Raw genomic sequence first — 15,634 nt, 5'->3', positions numbered from 1 at the left:
AGGAACGGGGCCGACGCACGTCGGCCCCTGCGGCGCATCAGTCGCCGATGTATTCCATCGCCACGCGCTGCGTGAGCTTGGTGATCAGTTCATAAGCGCTGATGCCGGTACAGACGGCGATACGCTCGACCGGCAACGCCGGCCCCCACAGCACCGCTTCATCTCCCACCTTATCGGCGGCGTCCGGCCCGAGATCGACCGAAATCATGTCCATCGACACCCGGCCGACGATCGGCACTTCGCGGCCGTTGATCAGGATTGGCGTACCGGTCGGCGCGCTGCGCGGATAGCCGTCGCCGTACCCCATCGCCACCACCCCCAGCCGGGTATCGCGCGGACTTACCCAGGTGCCGCCGTAGCCGACCGCTTCACCGGCCTTGTGTTCGCGCACCGCGATCAGGCTGGATTTCAGGGTCATCGCCGGCTGCAGCCCATGCTCGGCGCCGCTGCCGTTATCCAGCGGCGATACGCCGTACAGAATGATGCCAGGTCGTACCCACTCGTTGTGGGCGTCCGGCCACAGCAACGTGCCGCCGGAAGCGGCGACCGAGCGCTGGCCCGGTTTGCCGCGCGCGAACTGCTCAAAGCAGGCGATCTGTTTCAACGTGGTGTCGGATTCCGGCTCGTCGGCGCGACTGAAGTGACTCATGATATTGACCGGCTGCGCCACGTTGCGGCAGGCGCACAGGCGCTGATAAAACGCCTCCGCCTGCTCGGGGCGCACCCCCAGCCGATGCATGCCGGTATCGAGCTTCATCCACACCGGCACCGGACGCGCCAGCTCGGCCTGCTCCAGCGCTTCGAGCTGTTCGATGCTGTGCACCGCGGTTTCGATGTTGTTCGCCACCAGCACCGGCAGGTCTTCGGCGCTGAAGAAGCCTTCCAGCAGCAGGATCGGTTTGACGATGCCGCCGGAGCGCAGCATCAGCGCTTCGCCGATGCGCGCCACGCCGTAGCAGTCGGCGTCTTGCAGGGTGTGTGCTGTTTCCAGCAGGCCATGTCCATAAGCGTTTGCTTTCACAACGGCAATCAGGCGGCTTTGCGGCGCCTGGCGGCGCACCTGTTGCAGATTATGTCGCAGAGCGCGGCGGTCGATTACAGCGGTTGCCGCTTTCATTTCAGTTCCTTAGCTGATTATTCGTCATCGTATTGTGGCCCCGCGTAGTTGTCGAAACGCGACCACTGGCCGTTAAAGGTAAGGCGCACGGTACCGATCGGGCCGTTACGCTGCTTACCGATAATAATTTCCGCGATCCCTTTCAGATCGCTGTTCTCGTGATACACCTCATCACGATAGATGAACATAATCAGGTCGGCGTCCTGCTCGATAGAGCCAGATTCACGCAGGTCGGAGTTGACCGGGCGTTTGTCGGCGCGCTGCTCCAGGCTACGGTTCAGCTGCGACAGCGCCACCACCGGCACCTGCAGCTCTTTCGCCAGCGCCTTCAGCGAGCGCGAAATCTCGGCGATTTCCAGCGTACGGTTATCGGACAAGGCCGGCACGCGCATCAGCTGCAGGTAGTCGATCATGATCAGGCTAAGCCCGTCGTGCTCGCGGAAAATGCGCCGCGCGCGCGAGCGCACTTCGGTCGGCGTCAGGCCTGAGGAGTCGTCGATGTACATGTTGCGCTTCTCCAGCAGGATGCCCATGGTGCTGGAAATGCGCGCCCAGTCCTCGTCGTCGAGCTGGCCGGTACGGATGCGCGTCTGATCCACGCGTGACAGCGACGCCAGCATACGCATCATGATCTGCTCGCCGGGCATCTCCAGGCTGAAGATCAGCACCGGTTTTTCCTGGGTCATCGCGGCGTTTTCGCACAGGTTCATGGCGAAGGTGGTTTTCCCCATCGATGGACGGGCGGCGACGATGATCAGATCGGACTTTTGCATGCCCGCGGTTTTCTTGTTGAGGTCCTGATAGCCGGTATCGACCCCGGTCACGCCGTCGTGCGGCTGCTGATACAGCTGCTCGATACGCGACACGGTATCTTCCAGGATGCGTTCGATGCCCTTCGGGCCCTCGTCTTTGCTGGCGCGGTTCTCGGCGATTTGGAAGACGCGGGACTCCGCCAGATCGAGCAGATCTTCACTGCTGCGCCCTTGCGGATCGTAGCCGGCGTCGGCGATCTCGTTAGCGACCGAGATCATCTCGCGCACCACCGCGCGCTCGCGCACGATGTCGGCGTAAGCGCCGATGTTGGCGGCGCTCGGGGTGTTCTTCGACAGCTCGGCCAGGTAGGCGAAGCCGCCGACCGAGTCCAGCTCGCCCTTCTGCTCGAGCGATTCGGACAGGGTGATGAGGTCGATAGGCTTGCTCATCTCCAGCAGACGCTGCATCTCGGTAAAGATCAGGCGGTGCGGACGGCTGAAGAAATCGTTGGCGACCACGCGCTCCGCCACGTTGTCCCAGCGCTCGTTATCCAGCATCAAACCGCCCAACACCGACTGCTCGGCCTCCAGCGAGTGCGGCGGCATCTTCAGCCCTTCCATCTGACGATCTCTGGAACGCTCTCTGGTTTCGTCCGCGTTTGTTTTGTTGGTTGGTTTTTTTCCTGCCATGAAACGTAGTCTTTATCCGGTTGCGAATGAAGGATCCTGACGCGAGAGTATACGTGATTTTTGCGTCATAACCGATGCAAAAAAGGTATTGGCCCCCGCACGGGCGAACTGGATCTCCGCGACTAAAAAGAATAGGGTGAAATCAGACACTCCAACGAGGTAACGACATGGCCAAGCGCATTCAATTCTCCGCCACCGGCGGGCCGGAAGTCTTGCAATACGTTGATTTTACACCGCTCGATCCGGCCGCCGGCGAAGTGCAGATCGAGAACAAGGCGATCGGCATCAACTACATCGACACCTATGTGCGCAGCGGGCTATACGCGCCGGCCAGTCTGCCGAGCGGCCTCGGCACCGAGGCGGCCGGTGTGGTGGTCAAGGTCGGCGCCGGGGTCAGCGCGATCAAACCGGGCGACCGGGTGGTGTATGCGCAGTCGTCGCTCGGCGCTTACAGCGAAATCCACAACGTGCCGGAAGAAAAAGTGGCGCTGCTGCCGCACAACCTGAGCTTTGAACAGGGTGCCGCCTCTTTCTTGAAAGGGTTGACGGTGCACTATCTGCTGCGCCAGACCCACGAAGTGCAGCCGGGTGAAGTGTTCCTGTTCCATGCCGCCGCAGGCGGGGTTGGGCTTATCGCCTGCCAATGGGCCAAAGCGCTGGGCGCGCGCCTGATCGGCAGCGTCGGGTCCGATGAAAAAGCCGCGCTGGCCAAGCAGGCCGGCGCCTGGGCCACCATCAACTACCACAAAGAGGATATCGCCCAGCGAGTAGCCGAGCTGACGCATGGCGAGAAGGTTGGCGTGGTTTACGATTCGGTGGGGCAAAGCACCTGGCAGGCCTCGCTCAACAGCCTGAAGCGGCGCGGTCTGATGGTCAGCTTCGGCAACGCCTCCGGCCCGGTGACCGGGGTCGATCTGGCGCTGCTCAATCAGAAAGGTTCGCTGTATGTCACCCGCCCTTCCCTTAACGGCTACGTGACCAACCGCGCCGAGCTGCAGTACGCCAGCAACGAGCTGTTCTCGCTGATCGGCAGCGGCGCTATTCGGGTGGAAGTGAAAGACGAGCAGAAATTCGCGCTGGCCGACGCCCAACGCGCGCACCAGGTGCTGGAAAGCCGCAGCACCAGCGGTTCCAGCCTATTGATCCCCTGATAACGGCCAAAGAAAAGGGCTCCTTGCGGAGCCCTTTCTGTTACTGCGTTTTGTAGGGGTAGAGCAGAGTCCGCCAGAGACAGGGGTTGCTTCAGCAACACGAATTTTAGTTGTCTCTCACGGTGATGAAATTGGTCGCATCACTGCATCGATAAATATCCTAACAGCCCCGTCCGGCAAAAAACACGCTTTATGTGCCACATCGCGCGGGAAAACTGCCAAGCTGTGATCGCTGCCGCATTAGCGGTGCGGGCGATTGCGCAAGTTTCAGCGTGACTGACTGATTATTCAGCAAAAAATCAGTAGCGTTTGATCTGAGGTTTCTGCATCGAGCGGTAAATCCACACCCCGACCACCGCCAAAATCAGCCACGGCAGCAGCTTAAACACCACCGCGAACAATCCGCCCAACAACATGAACGCCGCCGCCACCAACAGCGCGGCGAAGATCCCCAGCAGCGAGATGCCGGTCACCATCAGCATCACCACAAAGCCAATGAGAAAGAAGATTTCCAACATGATTGCTCCTTTGCAATACAACGTATCTGCAGAGTGAATTACAAGAAGCGTGCCAGAACGGCGAAAGCGCTAACGCATTGAAATGATTAGACAGGCATCCAGTGATACGCTGAATGCCTGGCGAAAAAGACTAACTATTGGTGAAGTTTTTTGTTAATTACGCCATTTCGACCCGCGGTTGGCGCACCAGCGCCAGCGCCTGCTCCACCACCCGCGCATCGGCGCCCGGTTTATGGGCGTTCTCGCTCAGATGGCGGCGCCACTGACGCGCACCCGGCACGCCCTGGAACAAACCGAGGATGTGGCGAGTGATGTGGCCGAGGTAGGTGCCGTTGGACAGCTCGCGCTCGATATACGGATACAGCGCTTCGACGATCGCCACGCTGTCCGGCACCGCGGTTTGCGCGCCAAACAGTTCGCTGTCGACCCGCGCCAGAATCCCCGGATTCTGGTACGCCTCGCGCCCCATCATCACGCCGTCCAGATGCTGCAGGTGCTGCTGCGCCTCTTCCAGCGTTTTCACCCCGCCGTTGATAGCGATGGTCAGCGCCGGGAAATCCCGCTTCAGCTGATAGACGCGCGGGTAGTCCAGCGGCGGCACTTCGCGGTTTTCTTTTGGGCTGAGGCCGGAGAGCCAGGCTTTGCGGGCGTGAATGGTGAACATGTCGCACTCGCCGCGCCCGGCGACGGTCTGAATAAAGTCGCACAGGAAGGCATAGCTGTCCTGATCGTCGATGCCGATGCGGGTCTTCACCGTCACCGGGATCGACACCACGTCGCGCATCGCCTTGATGCAGTCGGCGACCAGCGTCGCCTGGCCCATTAAACAGGCGCCAAACATGCCGTTTTGCACGCGATCGGACGGACAGCCGACGTTGAGGTTAATTTCATCGTAACCGCGCTGCTCCGCCAGTTTGGCGCAGTGCGCCAGCGCGGCCGGATCGCTGCCGCCCAGTTGCAGCGCCACCGGATGTTCTTCTTCGCTGTAGGCCAGATAGTCGCCCTTGCCGTGGATGATCGCGCCGGTGGTCACCATCTCGGTGTACAGCAGCGTTTCCTTGGTCAGCAGGCGGTGGAAGTAACGGCAATGACGATCGGTCCAGTCGAGCATTGGCGCGATGGAGAAACGATTGGCGGCGTAGGTTGGGGCGTGGTTGTCTTTCGTCATGCTGAGTTACTGGCTACCTGATGTCTGTCTGAATTCAACGAACGGCGCGCGGCCGCAAACGGCTATTATAACGACAATCGGCGCCGTTGGGAAAACCGCCTTGTCGCCGACAAAAATTAAGTGGGGGATAAAGCGAATAAACCCACTCGCTCAGGTGTTATCTCATTACGGGCGCGCACGGCGCCTCTGCCTTGAGGACACAACCATGAACAGCTTCATTAAACGCCTGCTGGCATCGGCCATTGCCGGCTGCCTGCTGTTTTCCGGCGGGGCGCTGGCGATGGGCGGCGACGGTAGCGGCCAAACCCCGCCAACCTGTCCGAAAGGCCAGGTCTACGACAGTAAAACCCAGACCTGCACGGTGGATAAAAGCAGCAAAGTCGACGACGCCGACCGCACTAACTATGCCTATGCACTGGCGAAAAGCGGCCGCTATCAGGAAGCGATCGATATGCTCAACACGCTGAAAAATCCCAACACCGCCATAGCGCTGAATTATCGCGGCTACGCCACGCGCAAACTTGGCCGCACCGATGAGGGTATCGGCTATTATTTAAAATCAGTGGCCCTCGATCCGAAATACCCCAAAGTGCGCGAGTACCTGGGTGAAGCCTATATGCTGAAAGGGCGGCCCGACCTGGCGCGCCAACAGCTGCAGGTGATCCAGTCGCTTTGCGGCACCGGGTGCGAGGAGTACCGAGATTTGGCGGCAGCCATCGACCGCCATCCGGAATCTTGATCCGACGCGCCTGCGGAGGTGACTATCAGCGGCGATGCGATACGCGATGAACTCGGCCACTATCTCTCCCGCCTGTGGCGCTATGCGCTGGTGCTTTCGCACCGGCGGGATGTCGCCGACGACCTGGTGCAGGCGACCTGCGTGCGTGCGCTGGAGCGCGCCGCGCAATTCACCCCCGGTTCACATCTGGATCGCTGGCTGTTTGCCATCTTGCACTCTATTTGGCTCAATGAAGTTCGCGCCCAGCTCCTTCGCCAGGGGCAAGGCTGCATGGTGGCGGAAGAGCTGGGCGATGCGGACACCGGTGAACAACCGGTCTTGCTCAATGAAGTGATGCGGCGCGTAAACCGGTTGCCGGCGGCCCAGCGCAACGCGCTGTTTCTGGTGTATGTCGAAGGGCTGTCCTACCGGGAAGCGGCGAAAGTGCTGACGGTGCCGATCGGCACCGTCATGAGCCGCCTGGCGGCCGCACGCCAAGCATTGGCCGATGACCGACAACGGCAACACCGTAAGGAAAGCCATTCGCCCCCCTTACCCCACTCCCGCCGATAAACCGTCGGCCAGCGACCGTACTTATTCCAACGCGCGGATAACCCGGCACGGCTGCCCCAGCGCCAGCACGTTGGCCGGGATGTCGCCGGTCACTACGCTGCCCGCACCGATGGTGGTGCCGTCACCGATGGTCACCCCCGGCAGGATCACCACGTTGCCGCCGATCCATACGTTGTTGCCGATGGACACCGGCTGCGCCGAGGTGCGGAAAGGAAAATCCGGATCGCCGGTGAAGCGTTCATCGGCCTTCAGCGGATGACTCGGCGTGTAGATTTGCACGTTAGGGCCGACCAGCGTGTTATCGCCGATGGTGATGGTATTGCAGTCGAGGAACACCGCATTGACGTTGATAAAACAGTTCTTTCCGATGCGGACATGTTGACCATAGTCGCACCAGAATGGCGTTTCAATCCAGCTTGCTTCTCCCCAGGCGCCGAACAGCTCGCCGAGCAGGCGGTTTTTTTCGTCCGCCTGATGCGAATCCAGCGCACCCAGGCATTTAGTCAACGCCCTCGCCCGGTGGTACATGGCGATCAGTTCTTCATCGCGGCTGTTGTACACCTGGCCGTTTAACAATTTCTCTCTTTCCGTCATCACGCGGGGCTCCAGCTTTTAACGCGGGTGAGGCGCGTTATACCGCTCTCACCGCCCGCTCTCCAGCGCTAAAATCGGCAATGTTGATTTGCCGCCCGCCTGCGGGAAAAAGTTGTGATACACCTCTCGTTTAACGCGGCCAACGCGCCTTTCTCTGCACTATCCTCAGGGGAAAAGGGGCAACTCTCGGCGATTCGCCGTAATCATGGTAAAATCGGCTTTTTTACGTACCGGGATATTTGCGATGAACTCAACCACCCAGGAAAAGCTGTTGGCGCAGGCGGAACGCCTCTGCCAGCAACGCAATGTGCGATTGACGCCGCAACGGCTGGAAGTGCTGCGTCTGATGACTCAGCAACCCGGTGCAATCAGCGCTTACGACCTGCTCGATCTGCTGCGCGTCGCCGAACCGCAGGCCAAGCCGCCGACGGTTTACCGCGCGCTGGATTTTCTGCTGGAGCAAGGTTTTATCCATAGGGTAGAGTCCGCCAACAGCTACGTGCTGTGCCATCACTTCGAACAGCCGATGCATACGTCCGCGCTGTTTATCTGCGATCGCTGCGGCCAGGTGACTGAACGCACTACCGAGGGCGTAGAAGAAACGCTGCAGAAGCTGGCGCAGGAGGCCGGATTTGCGCTGCGGCACAGCGTGGTGGAGGCGCACGGTCTGTGTGCCGGCTGCGTGGAGGTTGAGGCTTGCGACAGCAAGCATGACTGCGCCGAACACGATCACAGCATCGCCATCAAGAAGAAGTAAGCAATACGAAGTCAGGTACTTCCTTGTACCTGCGGCCGGGACGCCAGAGGATGGGGCGACGCCGGCCTGCGCTGTGCGTGCCGCCTTCAATGGCGGCCCTGCAAATTACCAGCGGTGTTTGGTGTGATCTTCCCAGGCTTTCACCTCTTTCTCGGCCGCCTCTTTCTGATAACCGTAGCGTTCCTGAATTTTACCGACCAGCTGTTCGCGTTTCCCTTCGATGACCGTCAGATCGTCATCGGTCAGCTTGCCCCATTTTTCCTTCACTTTGCCTTTAAGCTGCTTCCAGTTACCGTCGGCTTGATCTTTATTCATAGTCTCTCCGTTAACCTGTGGTGAATCAGCGATCCCTGTAACCGGCCGGGGTTAACCAGAAACATTTCTGGCTGATTACGCCCTCACCTTAAGGGTAATCACGCCCATTCATTCGCCAGCCACAAGACTAATTCTAGTCAAACAAAGAAATTAAAATAAAAAAAACCAGTATAAAAAACCATTAATAAATAAAATAAAAACAAAACACGCCAACAAACAAGAAGCTAACGTGAACAGGCCCGGACCGAAAACATGTAAGTAAACATGAATAAAAGCATAAAAAAATCTAATTTATTACCTGACAAAGTTTCTGGACTAGCGTGCAGTAAACCAACTGCCACGCAGCTGGTGACGGTGCCAGATCCAGCCCAACGCCAGGCCGCGCAGCGCCAAAAACACCGCCAACGCCAGCCAGAGCCCATGGTTACCGAGCAGCGGCACGCTGAACAGCGCAATACCATATCCCGCCGCGGCCACCGCCATGCTGTTGCGCATCTCGGCGCCGCGCGTGGCGCCGATAAACATGCCGTCCAGCAAATAACACCACACGCCGACCAGCGGCAGGATGACCTGCCAAGGTAAATAGTGGGCGGCTAACGCACGCAGCTCCGGCAAAGAGGTCAACGCCGCCACGATCTGCTGGCCGATGACGGCATAGGTCAGGCCAAAGGCCAACGCGACCAGCCCCGCCTGCCGACAGGCCGCGTGCCACACCTTGCGCAGCTGGCTGTCGTCCCGAGCGCCGTAGGCGTGGCCCGAATGGGCCTCCACCGCATAAGCGAAGCCGTCGAGCGCATAAGCGGTGAACGTCAGCAGATTCATCAATACCGCGTTGACCGCCACGACATCGCTCCCCAAGCGAGCGCCGAAGATGGTCAGCGACGCAAAACACAGTTGCAGCAACAATGAGCGCAACATGATGTCGCGGTTGAGCGCCAGCAGGCGGCGCAGATCGCCCCGCCAAGCCTCACACAGCATCGGCAAGGTGATGCCGCGCAGGCGCATCACCCGCCACGCCAGCCACAGGCCGAGCAGCAACGTGGCGTATTCGGCGATGGCGGTCGCCGCCGCCGCTCCCCGCACGTTCCAGCCCAGGCCCATCACCAGCCAGATATCCAGCACAATGTTCAGCAGGTTGCCGACGATCAGCAGGATCACCGGCGCACGCACATACTGCACGCCGAGCAACCAGCCCAGCAGCACCAGATTGGCCAGCGCCGCCGGAGCGCTCAGCCAGCGGATCTCAAGAAAACGCCGCGCCTGTTCCAGCACGTCGGCATTGCCGCCGACGATCTGCAGCGCCAGTTCGATCAGCGGGTAGCGCAGCAGGACGATCGCCACCCCGGCCAACAGCGCCAGCAGCAGCGGTTGCATAAACGCGCGCGCCAGCGCCTGGGGGTTCTGCGCCCCCAGCGCCTGTGCCGCCAGGCCGGTAGTGCTCATGCGCAGGAACAGCAGCAGCATGAACAGGAAGCTGGTCGCCACCGCACCGATCGCCACGCCCCCCAGATAAATGGGGCTGTCGAGGTGGCCGATCACCGCAGTGTCCACCAGTCCGAGCAGCGGCACGGTGATATTGGAGAAAATCATCGGCAATGCCAGGCGCCACAGGGCTTTATCGGTGTCGCTGGTGAAGGCGGAAATCAAACGCATGATGAGATGTTCCCGTAACAGTGGCGAAGGGCAAAGTCAGAAACAAAAACGCCCCAGAACAGGGGCGATTGATACAGGGAGCGGTACGGATGGCGCGGCGTTTAAATCCAGTCGCCGTTGCGGATCACGCCAACCGCCAGCCCTTCGATAGTGAAATTCTGCTGACGCAGATCGACCACGATCGGTTGGAATTCGTTGTTCTCCGGCAGCAGCTCAACCACGTTGCCGTGTTTTTTCAAGCGTTTGACCGTCACTTCGTCTTCGATGCGCGCCACCACAACCTGGCCGTTGCGCACGTCTTGCGTTTTGTGCACCGCCAGCAGATCGCCATCCAGGATGCCGATGTCGCGCATCGACATGCCGTTCACCCGCAGCAAGAAATCGGCGCTCGGTTTAAACAGGGAAGGATCCACCTGGTAGTGCCCTTCGATGTGCTGCTGCGCCAGCAGCGGCTCGCCGGCGGCGACGCGGCCGATCAGCGGCAGGCCTTCCTCTTCTTCCATCAGCAGGCGGATGCCGCGCGACGCGCCGGAGACGATTTCAATCACCCCTTTGCGCGCCAGCGCCTTCAGATGTTCTTCGGCGGCGTTAGGCGAGCGGAACCCCAGACGCATCGCGATCTCGGCACGCGTTGGCGGCATGCCCGTTTGCGAAATATGATCGCGAATCAGATCGTAGACCTCTTGCTGTCTGGTAGTTAGTGCTTTCATTCCGCCCCCTGTTTGTTTATACAGTCTTGCTGTGAGTATATACAGGTAAGCGCGGATTGGGAACCGAAGAATAAATAAAAATCAGTCAGTAGGCGCCTTTCGTCAGCCGAAATGCTGCCATAAGACCGTGCCCCAAACGAACAGCGCCAGCACGATCGCCAGCGACACCGCCGCCGATCCCATGTCCTTGGCCCGGCCGGACAGCTCGTGATGTTCGCTGCCGATGCGATCCACCACCGCCTCGATCGCGCTGTTCAGGATCTCGACGATCATCACCAGCGCGACCGATCCGATCAATAAAATGCGCGCTATCGCACCCACATCCAGCCACACAGCCAGTATGATAGCCAGGACGGTCGCCACCAGCTCCTGGCGGAACGCCGCCTCGTGTTGCCAGGCGGCGGAAAGCCCTTTATAGGAATAGCCGGCGGCCTTGATGATGCGGGTCAATCCGGTTGCTTGGTTTGCCATGTTTTCGTGCCTTTCTCAGAGGTCGGTCATAATAAAAAGAGTCTAGAACAGCCCGCGCTGACGGCTCCCGGTTTTCGAACACCACAGATCTGCTACCCGGTTTCTGGTATGCTTGCGGCGCATTGCTAACAAGAGGCTTCACGTTGTTATGTCAGGTTGGCGTAAAATTTATTATAAACTATTGAATTTACCACTTAAATTGTTGGTAAGAAGTAAGGTCATCCCATCAGATCCGGTTACCGAGCTAGGGTTGGATCCCTCACGGCCGATTTTGTATGTTTTGCCTTACAATTCCAAGGCGGATTTGCTGACGCTGCGCACCCAGTGCCTGGCGCAGGATCTGCCCGATCCGCTCGACTCGCTGGAGATCGACGGCACCGTGCTGCCGAGCTACGTGTTCATTCACGACGGCCCGCGCGTGTTCCGCTATTACACCCCGAAAGAAGAGTCGGTAAAACTGTTCCACGACTATCTGGATCTGCATCGCAGCAATCCGGATCTCGACATCCAGATGCTGCCAGTTTCGGTGATGTTCGGCCGCTCGCCGGGCCGCGAAGGCCACGGCACGCCGCACCTGCGTCTGTTGAACGGCGTGCAGAAATTCTTCGCCGTGCTGTGGCTCGGCCGCGACAGCTTCGTGCGTTTCTCCAACACCGTTTCGCTGCGCCGCATGGCCACCGAGCACGGCACGGATAAAACCATCGCGCAGAAACTGGCGCGCGTGGCGCGCATGCACTTCTCGCGTCAGCGCCTGGCCGCGGTAGGCCCAAGCCTGCCGGCCCGTCAGGATCTGTTCAACAAGCTGCTGGCGTCAAAGGCGATCGAAAAAGCGGTCGAGGACGAAGCGCGCAGCAAGAAGATCTCGCACGAGAAAGCCCAGCAGAACGCCATCGCGCTGATGGAAGAGATCGCCGCCGACTTCTCTTACGAAACCGTGCGTCTGTCCGATCGCGTGTTGAGCTGGACCTGGAACCGGCTGTATCAGGGTATCAACGTCACCAACGCCGAGCGCGTGCGCCAGCTGGCGCAGGACGGGCACGAGATCGTCTACGTGCCCTGCCACCGCAGCCACATGGACTACCTGCTGTTGTCGTACGTGCTGTATCACCAGGGCCTGGTGCCGCCGCACATCGCCGCGGGCATCAACCTCAACTTCTGGCCGGCCGGTCCGATCTTCCGCCGTCTGGGCGCGTTCTTCATCCGCCGCACCTTCAAGGGCAACAAGCTCTACTCGACGGTGTTCCGCGAATACCTCGGCGAGCTGTTCACCCGCGGCTACTCGGTGGAATACTTCGTGGAAGGCGGCCGTTCCCGCACCGGGCGTCTGCTGGAGCCGAAGACCGGCACCCTGTCGATGACCATCCAGGCGATGCTGCGCGGCGGCGCCCGTCCGATCACGCTGGTGCCGATCTACATCGGTTACGAGCACGTGATGGAAGTGGGCACCTACGCCAAAGAGCTGCGCGGCGCCACCAAGGAAAAAGAGAGCCTGCCGCAGATGGTGCGCGGCCTGCGCAAGCTGCGCAATCTGGGCCAGGGTTACGTCAACTTCGGCGAGCCATTGCCGCTGACGGCTTATCTCAACCAGCACGTGCCGCAGTGGCGCGAGTCGATCGATCCGATCGAAGCCCAGCGCCCAAGCTGGCTGACGCCGACGGTCAACGATCTGGCCGGCCAGATCATGGTGCGCATCAACAACGCCGCCGCGGCCAACGCCATGAACCTGTGTTCCACCGCGCTGCTGGCCTCGCGCCAGCGTTCGCTGACCCGCGAACAGCTGATTGAACAGCTCGAGTGCTACCTGCAGCTGATGCGCAACGCGCCTTACGCGCGTGACGTCACCGTGCCGACGCAAACGCCGGACGAGCTGCTGGATCACGCGCTGAACATGAACAAGTTCGAGGTGGAGAAGGACAGCATCGGCGACATCATCATTCTGCCGCGCGAGCAGGCGGTGCTGATGACCTATTACCGCAACAACATCCACCACTTGTTGGTGTTGCCGTCGTTGATCGCCAGCATCGTGATGCATCACCGCCGGGTATCGCGCGCCGAGCTGCTGCGCCAGATCGGCATGATCTACCCGATGCTGAAGGCCGAGCTGTTCCTGCACAACGACAAGGAACAGCTGCCGGAGGTGCTCCGGCCGATGATCGACGAGCTGATCCGCCAACAGCTGATCTGCGACAAAGGCGACGAGCTGGTGCTGAACCCGGCGCGCATTCGCCCGCTGCAGTTGCTGGCCGCCGGGGTGCGCGAAACCCTGCAGCGCTACGCCATCACCATGTCGATCCTCAGCGCCAACCCGAGCATCAACCGCGGCGCGCTGGAGAAAGAGAGCCGCATCATGGCGCAGCGCCTGTCGGTACTGCATGGCATCAATGCGCCGGAGTTCTTCGACAAGGCGGTGTTCTCCACCCTGGTGGCGACATTGCGTGAAGAGGGCTATATCAACGACAGCGGTGACGCGATCCGCGAGCACACCCTCGAGGTGTACAACATGCTGAGCGATCTGATCACGCCGGAAATCAAGCTGACCATCGAAAGCGTTAATATGCCGGCGGAGACCAACGACCTGCCGCAAGCCGACGCGGAAGAAGAGCAAGACGAGTGATTTCGCCCGGCGCGGAAAAACAAAAGGCACCCCATGGGGTGCCTTTTTTCTTGCTTTGGGGAACCGTTACCCCGGCAGATAACTCAACGCGATGCCGATAAACACCACCAGCCCGACATAGTTGTTCTGCAGGAAGGCTTTGAAGCAGGCGTCGCGCTCACGCCCGGCGATCTGCTTCTGCTGGTGAATAAACAACGCGCCCGCCAGCAACAGCGACCAGTAAAACGCCCCGCCGAGCTGCGCCAGATACCCGACCCACGCCAGCAGCAACAGCGTCGCGAACTGCAGCAGCCCGACGATCAGTTTGTCATAACGGCCGAACAGGATAGCGGTGGACTTGATGCCGATCTTGAGGTCGTCATCGCGATCGACCATCGCATACAGCGTGTCGTAGGCCACCGTCCAGCAGATGTTGGCCAGCAGCAACAGCCAGCAGCTGAGCGGCAGCGATTCGCTAACCGCCGCATAGCCCATCGGAATGCCCCAGCCGAACGCGGCGCCCAGCACAAACTGCGGCAGGTTGGTCACCCGCTTCATGAACGGATACACCCAAGCCAACGCCAGCGCCGCCAGCGACAGCCAGATGGTCATCGCGTTCAGCGTCAGCACCAGGCAGAACGAGATCAGCACCAGCACCACGAACAGCACCTTGGCCTCTTTCGCGCTCACCCGGCCGCTCGGCATCGGCCGCCCGGCAGTGCGCTTCACGTAGCCGTCCACCGCGCGATCGGCGTAGTCATTCACCACGCAGCCGGCGGCGCGCATCAGGAACACGCCGAGCACGAACACCACCAGAATCGACAGCGACGGCACGCCTTTCCCGGCCAGCCACAGCGCCCACAGCGTCGGCCACAGCAGCAGCAGCGTGCCGATCGGTTTATCAATGCGCATCAAATGGCTGTAAGCCCGCCATTTACTTTGAGTCACGCTTCCCTCCAAGGTCTTGCTCTCCTCTCTCATGCGGGAACCGCTGAATACAGCGGTGAAGCCGATAAAAACAGTTCGGTCAGTAACAGCGGCTTCCCCGCCAACCGCAGCCGCGAACGGCGCGCCCAGAGCGCGTCCTGCCGGCCGATATGAATATAGTCACGGGTCAGATCGCCGCTGCTGAACAGATAGCGCCCGAGCGGCAGCGTGCCCAGATCCACCAACGCCTGATCGGGGCCGGTCAGCGTATTTTCCGGGATCACCGTGCGCCCCAACAGCCAGGGCTGGCCGTCGCCCAGCAGCACCACTTCGCGCAGCCAGTAGCGCGGGCTGTCGGGTAAGTGGTTCGCCTCGTCGCACAGCGCTTCGCGCGTGACGAAGCATTCGCGCTGCGGTTCGACACGCACCTGGGCGCAATGACGTTCAAATCGGCGGGTCATGGAGCCTAACTCCATCAGCCAGTCGCTGACGGCGGCGGGCGCCGGAGGATCCTGTTCGGACAGCCACTCCAGCGGCGGCAGGATGGAATCCCTGATGCCAGACATTGTTTTACTCCTCGCCTGGACCGCAGCCGGTACGGCGCGCCAGACGATACAAACTGTTAACAGGCCCCCATTGTAGCGCAGAAATGCGAAAGCGGCAGGCTGATTCGTGGCGAAAACGGCGCTCGCCTCGTCCGGAAAAACCGAAGTTCTGTCATCTTTTTGCCATCCGCATTCTCTATCTTCATTCCCCGGCGCGCTGGCGATTCTGTGATCGCACGCAAAGTTTCAGCTTCCTCGCGTTGTGTTATCTACGCGCGTAGATACTCTGATGCCGCAGCGTTGAATCGCCATGCGTCCGACATGATTTGCCGGCACACCTTTGTCGCCGACACCAGGGAAACCATCTTTAACCGCGCCCCTC

Annotated in this window: 16 protein-coding genes; 5 read left to right on the top strand and 11 right to left on the bottom strand. The window is 60.3% G+C overall.

What is annotated here, in order from left to right; translation table 11 throughout:
- Window positions 1-37: 37 nt before the first annotated feature.
- The gene (alr, locus tag GKN89_RS14630; RefSeq protein ID WP_019453214.1) at window positions 38-1,117 is read right to left on the bottom strand and encodes an alanine racemase; all 1,080 of its coding nucleotides are present in this window, start codon (window positions 1,115-1,117) and stop codon (window positions 38-40) included.
- Window positions 1,118-1,134: 17 nt separating this feature from the next.
- Window positions 1,135-2,559, bottom strand: a complete 1,425-nt coding sequence (gene dnaB, locus GKN89_RS14625) for a replicative DNA helicase (RefSeq protein WP_025160134.1) — start codon at window positions 2,557-2,559, stop codon at window positions 1,135-1,137.
- Window positions 2,560-2,726: 167 nt separating this feature from the next.
- Here dnaB and GKN89_RS14620 point away from each other — a divergent pair, with 167 nt between their 5' ends.
- The gene (locus GKN89_RS14620; protein ID WP_019453215.1) at window positions 2,727-3,710 is read left to right on the top strand and encodes a quinone oxidoreductase; all 984 of its coding nucleotides are present in this window, start codon (window positions 2,727-2,729) and stop codon (window positions 3,708-3,710) included.
- Window positions 3,711-4,009: 299 nt separating this feature from the next.
- Here the strand turns inward: GKN89_RS14620 and pspG are convergent, their stop codons facing one another.
- Together pspG and dusA are read right to left on the bottom strand one after the other, a co-directional pair.
- Window positions 4,010-4,228, bottom strand: a complete 219-nt coding sequence (pspG, locus tag GKN89_RS14615) for an envelope stress response protein PspG (RefSeq protein ID WP_154747263.1) — start codon at window positions 4,226-4,228, stop codon at window positions 4,010-4,012.
- Between the two features lie 157 nt (window positions 4,229-4,385).
- Window positions 4,386-5,396, bottom strand: a complete 1,011-nt coding sequence (gene dusA, locus GKN89_RS14610; protein WP_019453217.1) for a tRNA dihydrouridine(20/20a) synthase DusA — start codon at window positions 5,394-5,396, stop codon at window positions 4,386-4,388.
- Window positions 5,397-5,601: 205 nt separating this feature from the next.
- Between dusA and GKN89_RS14605 the strand changes: the two genes are divergently transcribed.
- Both GKN89_RS14605 and GKN89_RS14600 read left to right on the top strand, forming a co-directional pair.
- Window positions 5,602-6,135, top strand: coding sequence for a tetratricopeptide repeat protein (locus GKN89_RS14605; protein WP_063918670.1), 534 nt, complete (start codon window positions 5,602-5,604; stop codon window positions 6,133-6,135).
- Window positions 6,136-6,153: 18 nt separating this feature from the next.
- Window positions 6,154-6,687: an RNA polymerase sigma factor gene (locus GKN89_RS14600; protein WP_084799185.1), complete on the top strand. Its 534-nt coding sequence runs from the start codon at window positions 6,154-6,156 to the stop codon at window positions 6,685-6,687.
- A 21-nt stretch (window positions 6,688-6,708) separates the two neighbouring features.
- On the opposite strand, the gene GKN89_RS14595 is transcribed toward GKN89_RS14600, so the two are convergent.
- Window positions 6,709-7,281: a sugar O-acetyltransferase gene (locus tag GKN89_RS14595; protein WP_063918669.1), complete on the bottom strand. Its 573-nt coding sequence runs from the start codon at window positions 7,279-7,281 to the stop codon at window positions 6,709-6,711.
- A 244-nt stretch (window positions 7,282-7,525) separates the two neighbouring features.
- On the opposite strand from GKN89_RS14595, the gene zur reads away from it, so the two are divergent.
- On the top strand, window positions 7,526-8,038 hold the full coding sequence (gene zur / locus GKN89_RS14590; RefSeq protein WP_015379223.1) for a zinc uptake transcriptional repressor Zur: 513 nt from the start codon (window positions 7,526-7,528) through the stop codon (window positions 8,036-8,038).
- A 105-nt stretch (window positions 8,039-8,143) separates the two neighbouring features.
- On the opposite strand, the gene GKN89_RS14585 is transcribed toward zur, so the two are convergent.
- The 4 genes from GKN89_RS14585 to GKN89_RS14570 all read right to left on the bottom strand — a co-directional run bounded on the left by GKN89_RS14585 (window position 8,144) and on the right by GKN89_RS14570 (window position 11,187).
- Entirely contained in the window at window positions 8,144-8,353 is a 210-nt protein-coding gene (locus GKN89_RS14585; RefSeq protein ID WP_004936743.1) for a CsbD family protein, read from the bottom strand.
- 315 nt (window positions 8,354-8,668) lie between these two features.
- A complete protein-coding gene (gene dinF / locus GKN89_RS14580) occupies window positions 8,669-10,006 on the bottom strand; it encodes an MATE family efflux transporter DinF (RefSeq protein ID WP_019453221.1) in 1,338 nt (445 codons plus the stop codon).
- 101 nt (window positions 10,007-10,107) lie between these two features.
- Window positions 10,108-10,716, bottom strand: a complete 609-nt coding sequence (lexA, locus tag GKN89_RS14575) for a transcriptional repressor LexA (protein WP_025160136.1) — start codon at window positions 10,714-10,716, stop codon at window positions 10,108-10,110.
- Window positions 10,717-10,818: 102 nt separating this feature from the next.
- A complete protein-coding gene (locus GKN89_RS14570) occupies window positions 10,819-11,187 on the bottom strand; it encodes a diacylglycerol kinase (protein WP_019453222.1) in 369 nt (122 codons plus the stop codon).
- A gap of 148 nt (window positions 11,188-11,335) precedes the next feature.
- On the opposite strand from GKN89_RS14570, the gene plsB reads away from it, so the two are divergent.
- Complete coding sequence (plsB, locus tag GKN89_RS14565) at window positions 11,336-13,801, top strand: glycerol-3-phosphate 1-O-acyltransferase PlsB (protein ID WP_025160137.1); 2,466 nt, start codon at window positions 11,336-11,338, stop codon at window positions 13,799-13,801.
- A 66-nt stretch (window positions 13,802-13,867) separates the two neighbouring features.
- On the opposite strand, the gene ubiA is transcribed toward plsB, so the two are convergent.
- Both ubiA and ubiC read right to left on the bottom strand, forming a co-directional pair.
- Complete coding sequence (gene ubiA, locus GKN89_RS14560; protein WP_074054963.1) at window positions 13,868-14,761, bottom strand: 4-hydroxybenzoate octaprenyltransferase; 894 nt, start codon at window positions 14,759-14,761, stop codon at window positions 13,868-13,870.
- Window positions 14,758-15,273 carry a chorismate lyase gene (ubiC, locus tag GKN89_RS14555; protein WP_154747262.1) on the bottom strand — a complete coding sequence of 172 codons (516 nt, stop codon included), beginning with the start codon at window positions 15,271-15,273 and terminating at the stop codon, window positions 14,758-14,760. The genes ubiA and ubiC overlap by 4 nt, the downstream gene beginning before the upstream one ends.
- Between the last annotated feature and the right edge of the window lie 361 nt (window positions 15,274-15,634).

The sequence above is a fragment of the Serratia sp. YC16 genome, assembly GCF_009707615.1.
Classification (GTDB): domain Bacteria; phylum Pseudomonadota; class Gammaproteobacteria; order Enterobacterales; family Enterobacteriaceae; genus Serratia; species Serratia surfactantfaciens.
This window is presented reverse-complemented; position numbering and strand designations above follow the sequence as displayed.

Coding starts and splice junctions, on each gene's coding strand:
- alr (WP_019453214.1), bottom strand. CDS start 1,117: ATGAAAGCGGCAACCGCTGTAATCGACCGCCGCGCTCTGCGACATAAT.
- dnaB (WP_025160134.1), bottom strand. CDS start 2,559: ATGGCAGGAAAAAAACCAACCAACAAAACAAACGCGGACGAAACCAGA.
- GKN89_RS14620 (WP_019453215.1), top strand. CDS start 2,727: ATGGCCAAGCGCATTCAATTCTCCGCCACCGGCGGGCCGGAAGTCTTG.
- pspG (WP_154747263.1), bottom strand. CDS start 4,228: ATGTTGGAAATCTTCTTTCTCATTGGCTTTGTGGTGATGCTGATGGTG.
- dusA (WP_019453217.1), bottom strand. CDS start 5,396: ATGACGAAAGACAACCACGCCCCAACCTACGCCGCCAATCGTTTCTCC.
- GKN89_RS14605 (WP_063918670.1), top strand. CDS start 5,602: ATGAACAGCTTCATTAAACGCCTGCTGGCATCGGCCATTGCCGGCTGC.
- GKN89_RS14595 (WP_063918669.1), bottom strand. CDS start 7,281: ATGACGGAAAGAGAGAAATTGTTAAACGGCCAGGTGTACAACAGCCGC.
- zur (WP_015379223.1), top strand. CDS start 7,526: ATGAACTCAACCACCCAGGAAAAGCTGTTGGCGCAGGCGGAACGCCTC.
- GKN89_RS14585 (WP_004936743.1), bottom strand. CDS start 8,353: ATGAATAAAGATCAAGCCGACGGTAACTGGAAGCAGCTTAAAGGCAAA.
- dinF (WP_019453221.1), bottom strand. CDS start 10,006: ATGCGTTTGATTTCCGCCTTCACCAGCGACACCGATAAAGCCCTGTGG.
- lexA (WP_025160136.1), bottom strand. CDS start 10,716: ATGAAAGCACTAACTACCAGACAGCAAGAGGTCTACGATCTGATTCGC.
- GKN89_RS14570 (WP_019453222.1), bottom strand. CDS start 11,187: ATGGCAAACCAAGCAACCGGATTGACCCGCATCATCAAGGCCGCCGGC.
- plsB (WP_025160137.1), top strand. CDS start 11,336: ATGTCAGGTTGGCGTAAAATTTATTATAAACTATTGAATTTACCACTT.
- ubiA (WP_074054963.1), bottom strand. CDS start 14,761: ATGAGAGAGGAGAGCAAGACCTTGGAGGGAAGCGTGACTCAAAGTAAA.
- ubiC (WP_154747262.1), bottom strand. CDS start 15,273: ATGTCTGGCATCAGGGATTCCATCCTGCCGCCGCTGGAGTGGCTGTCC.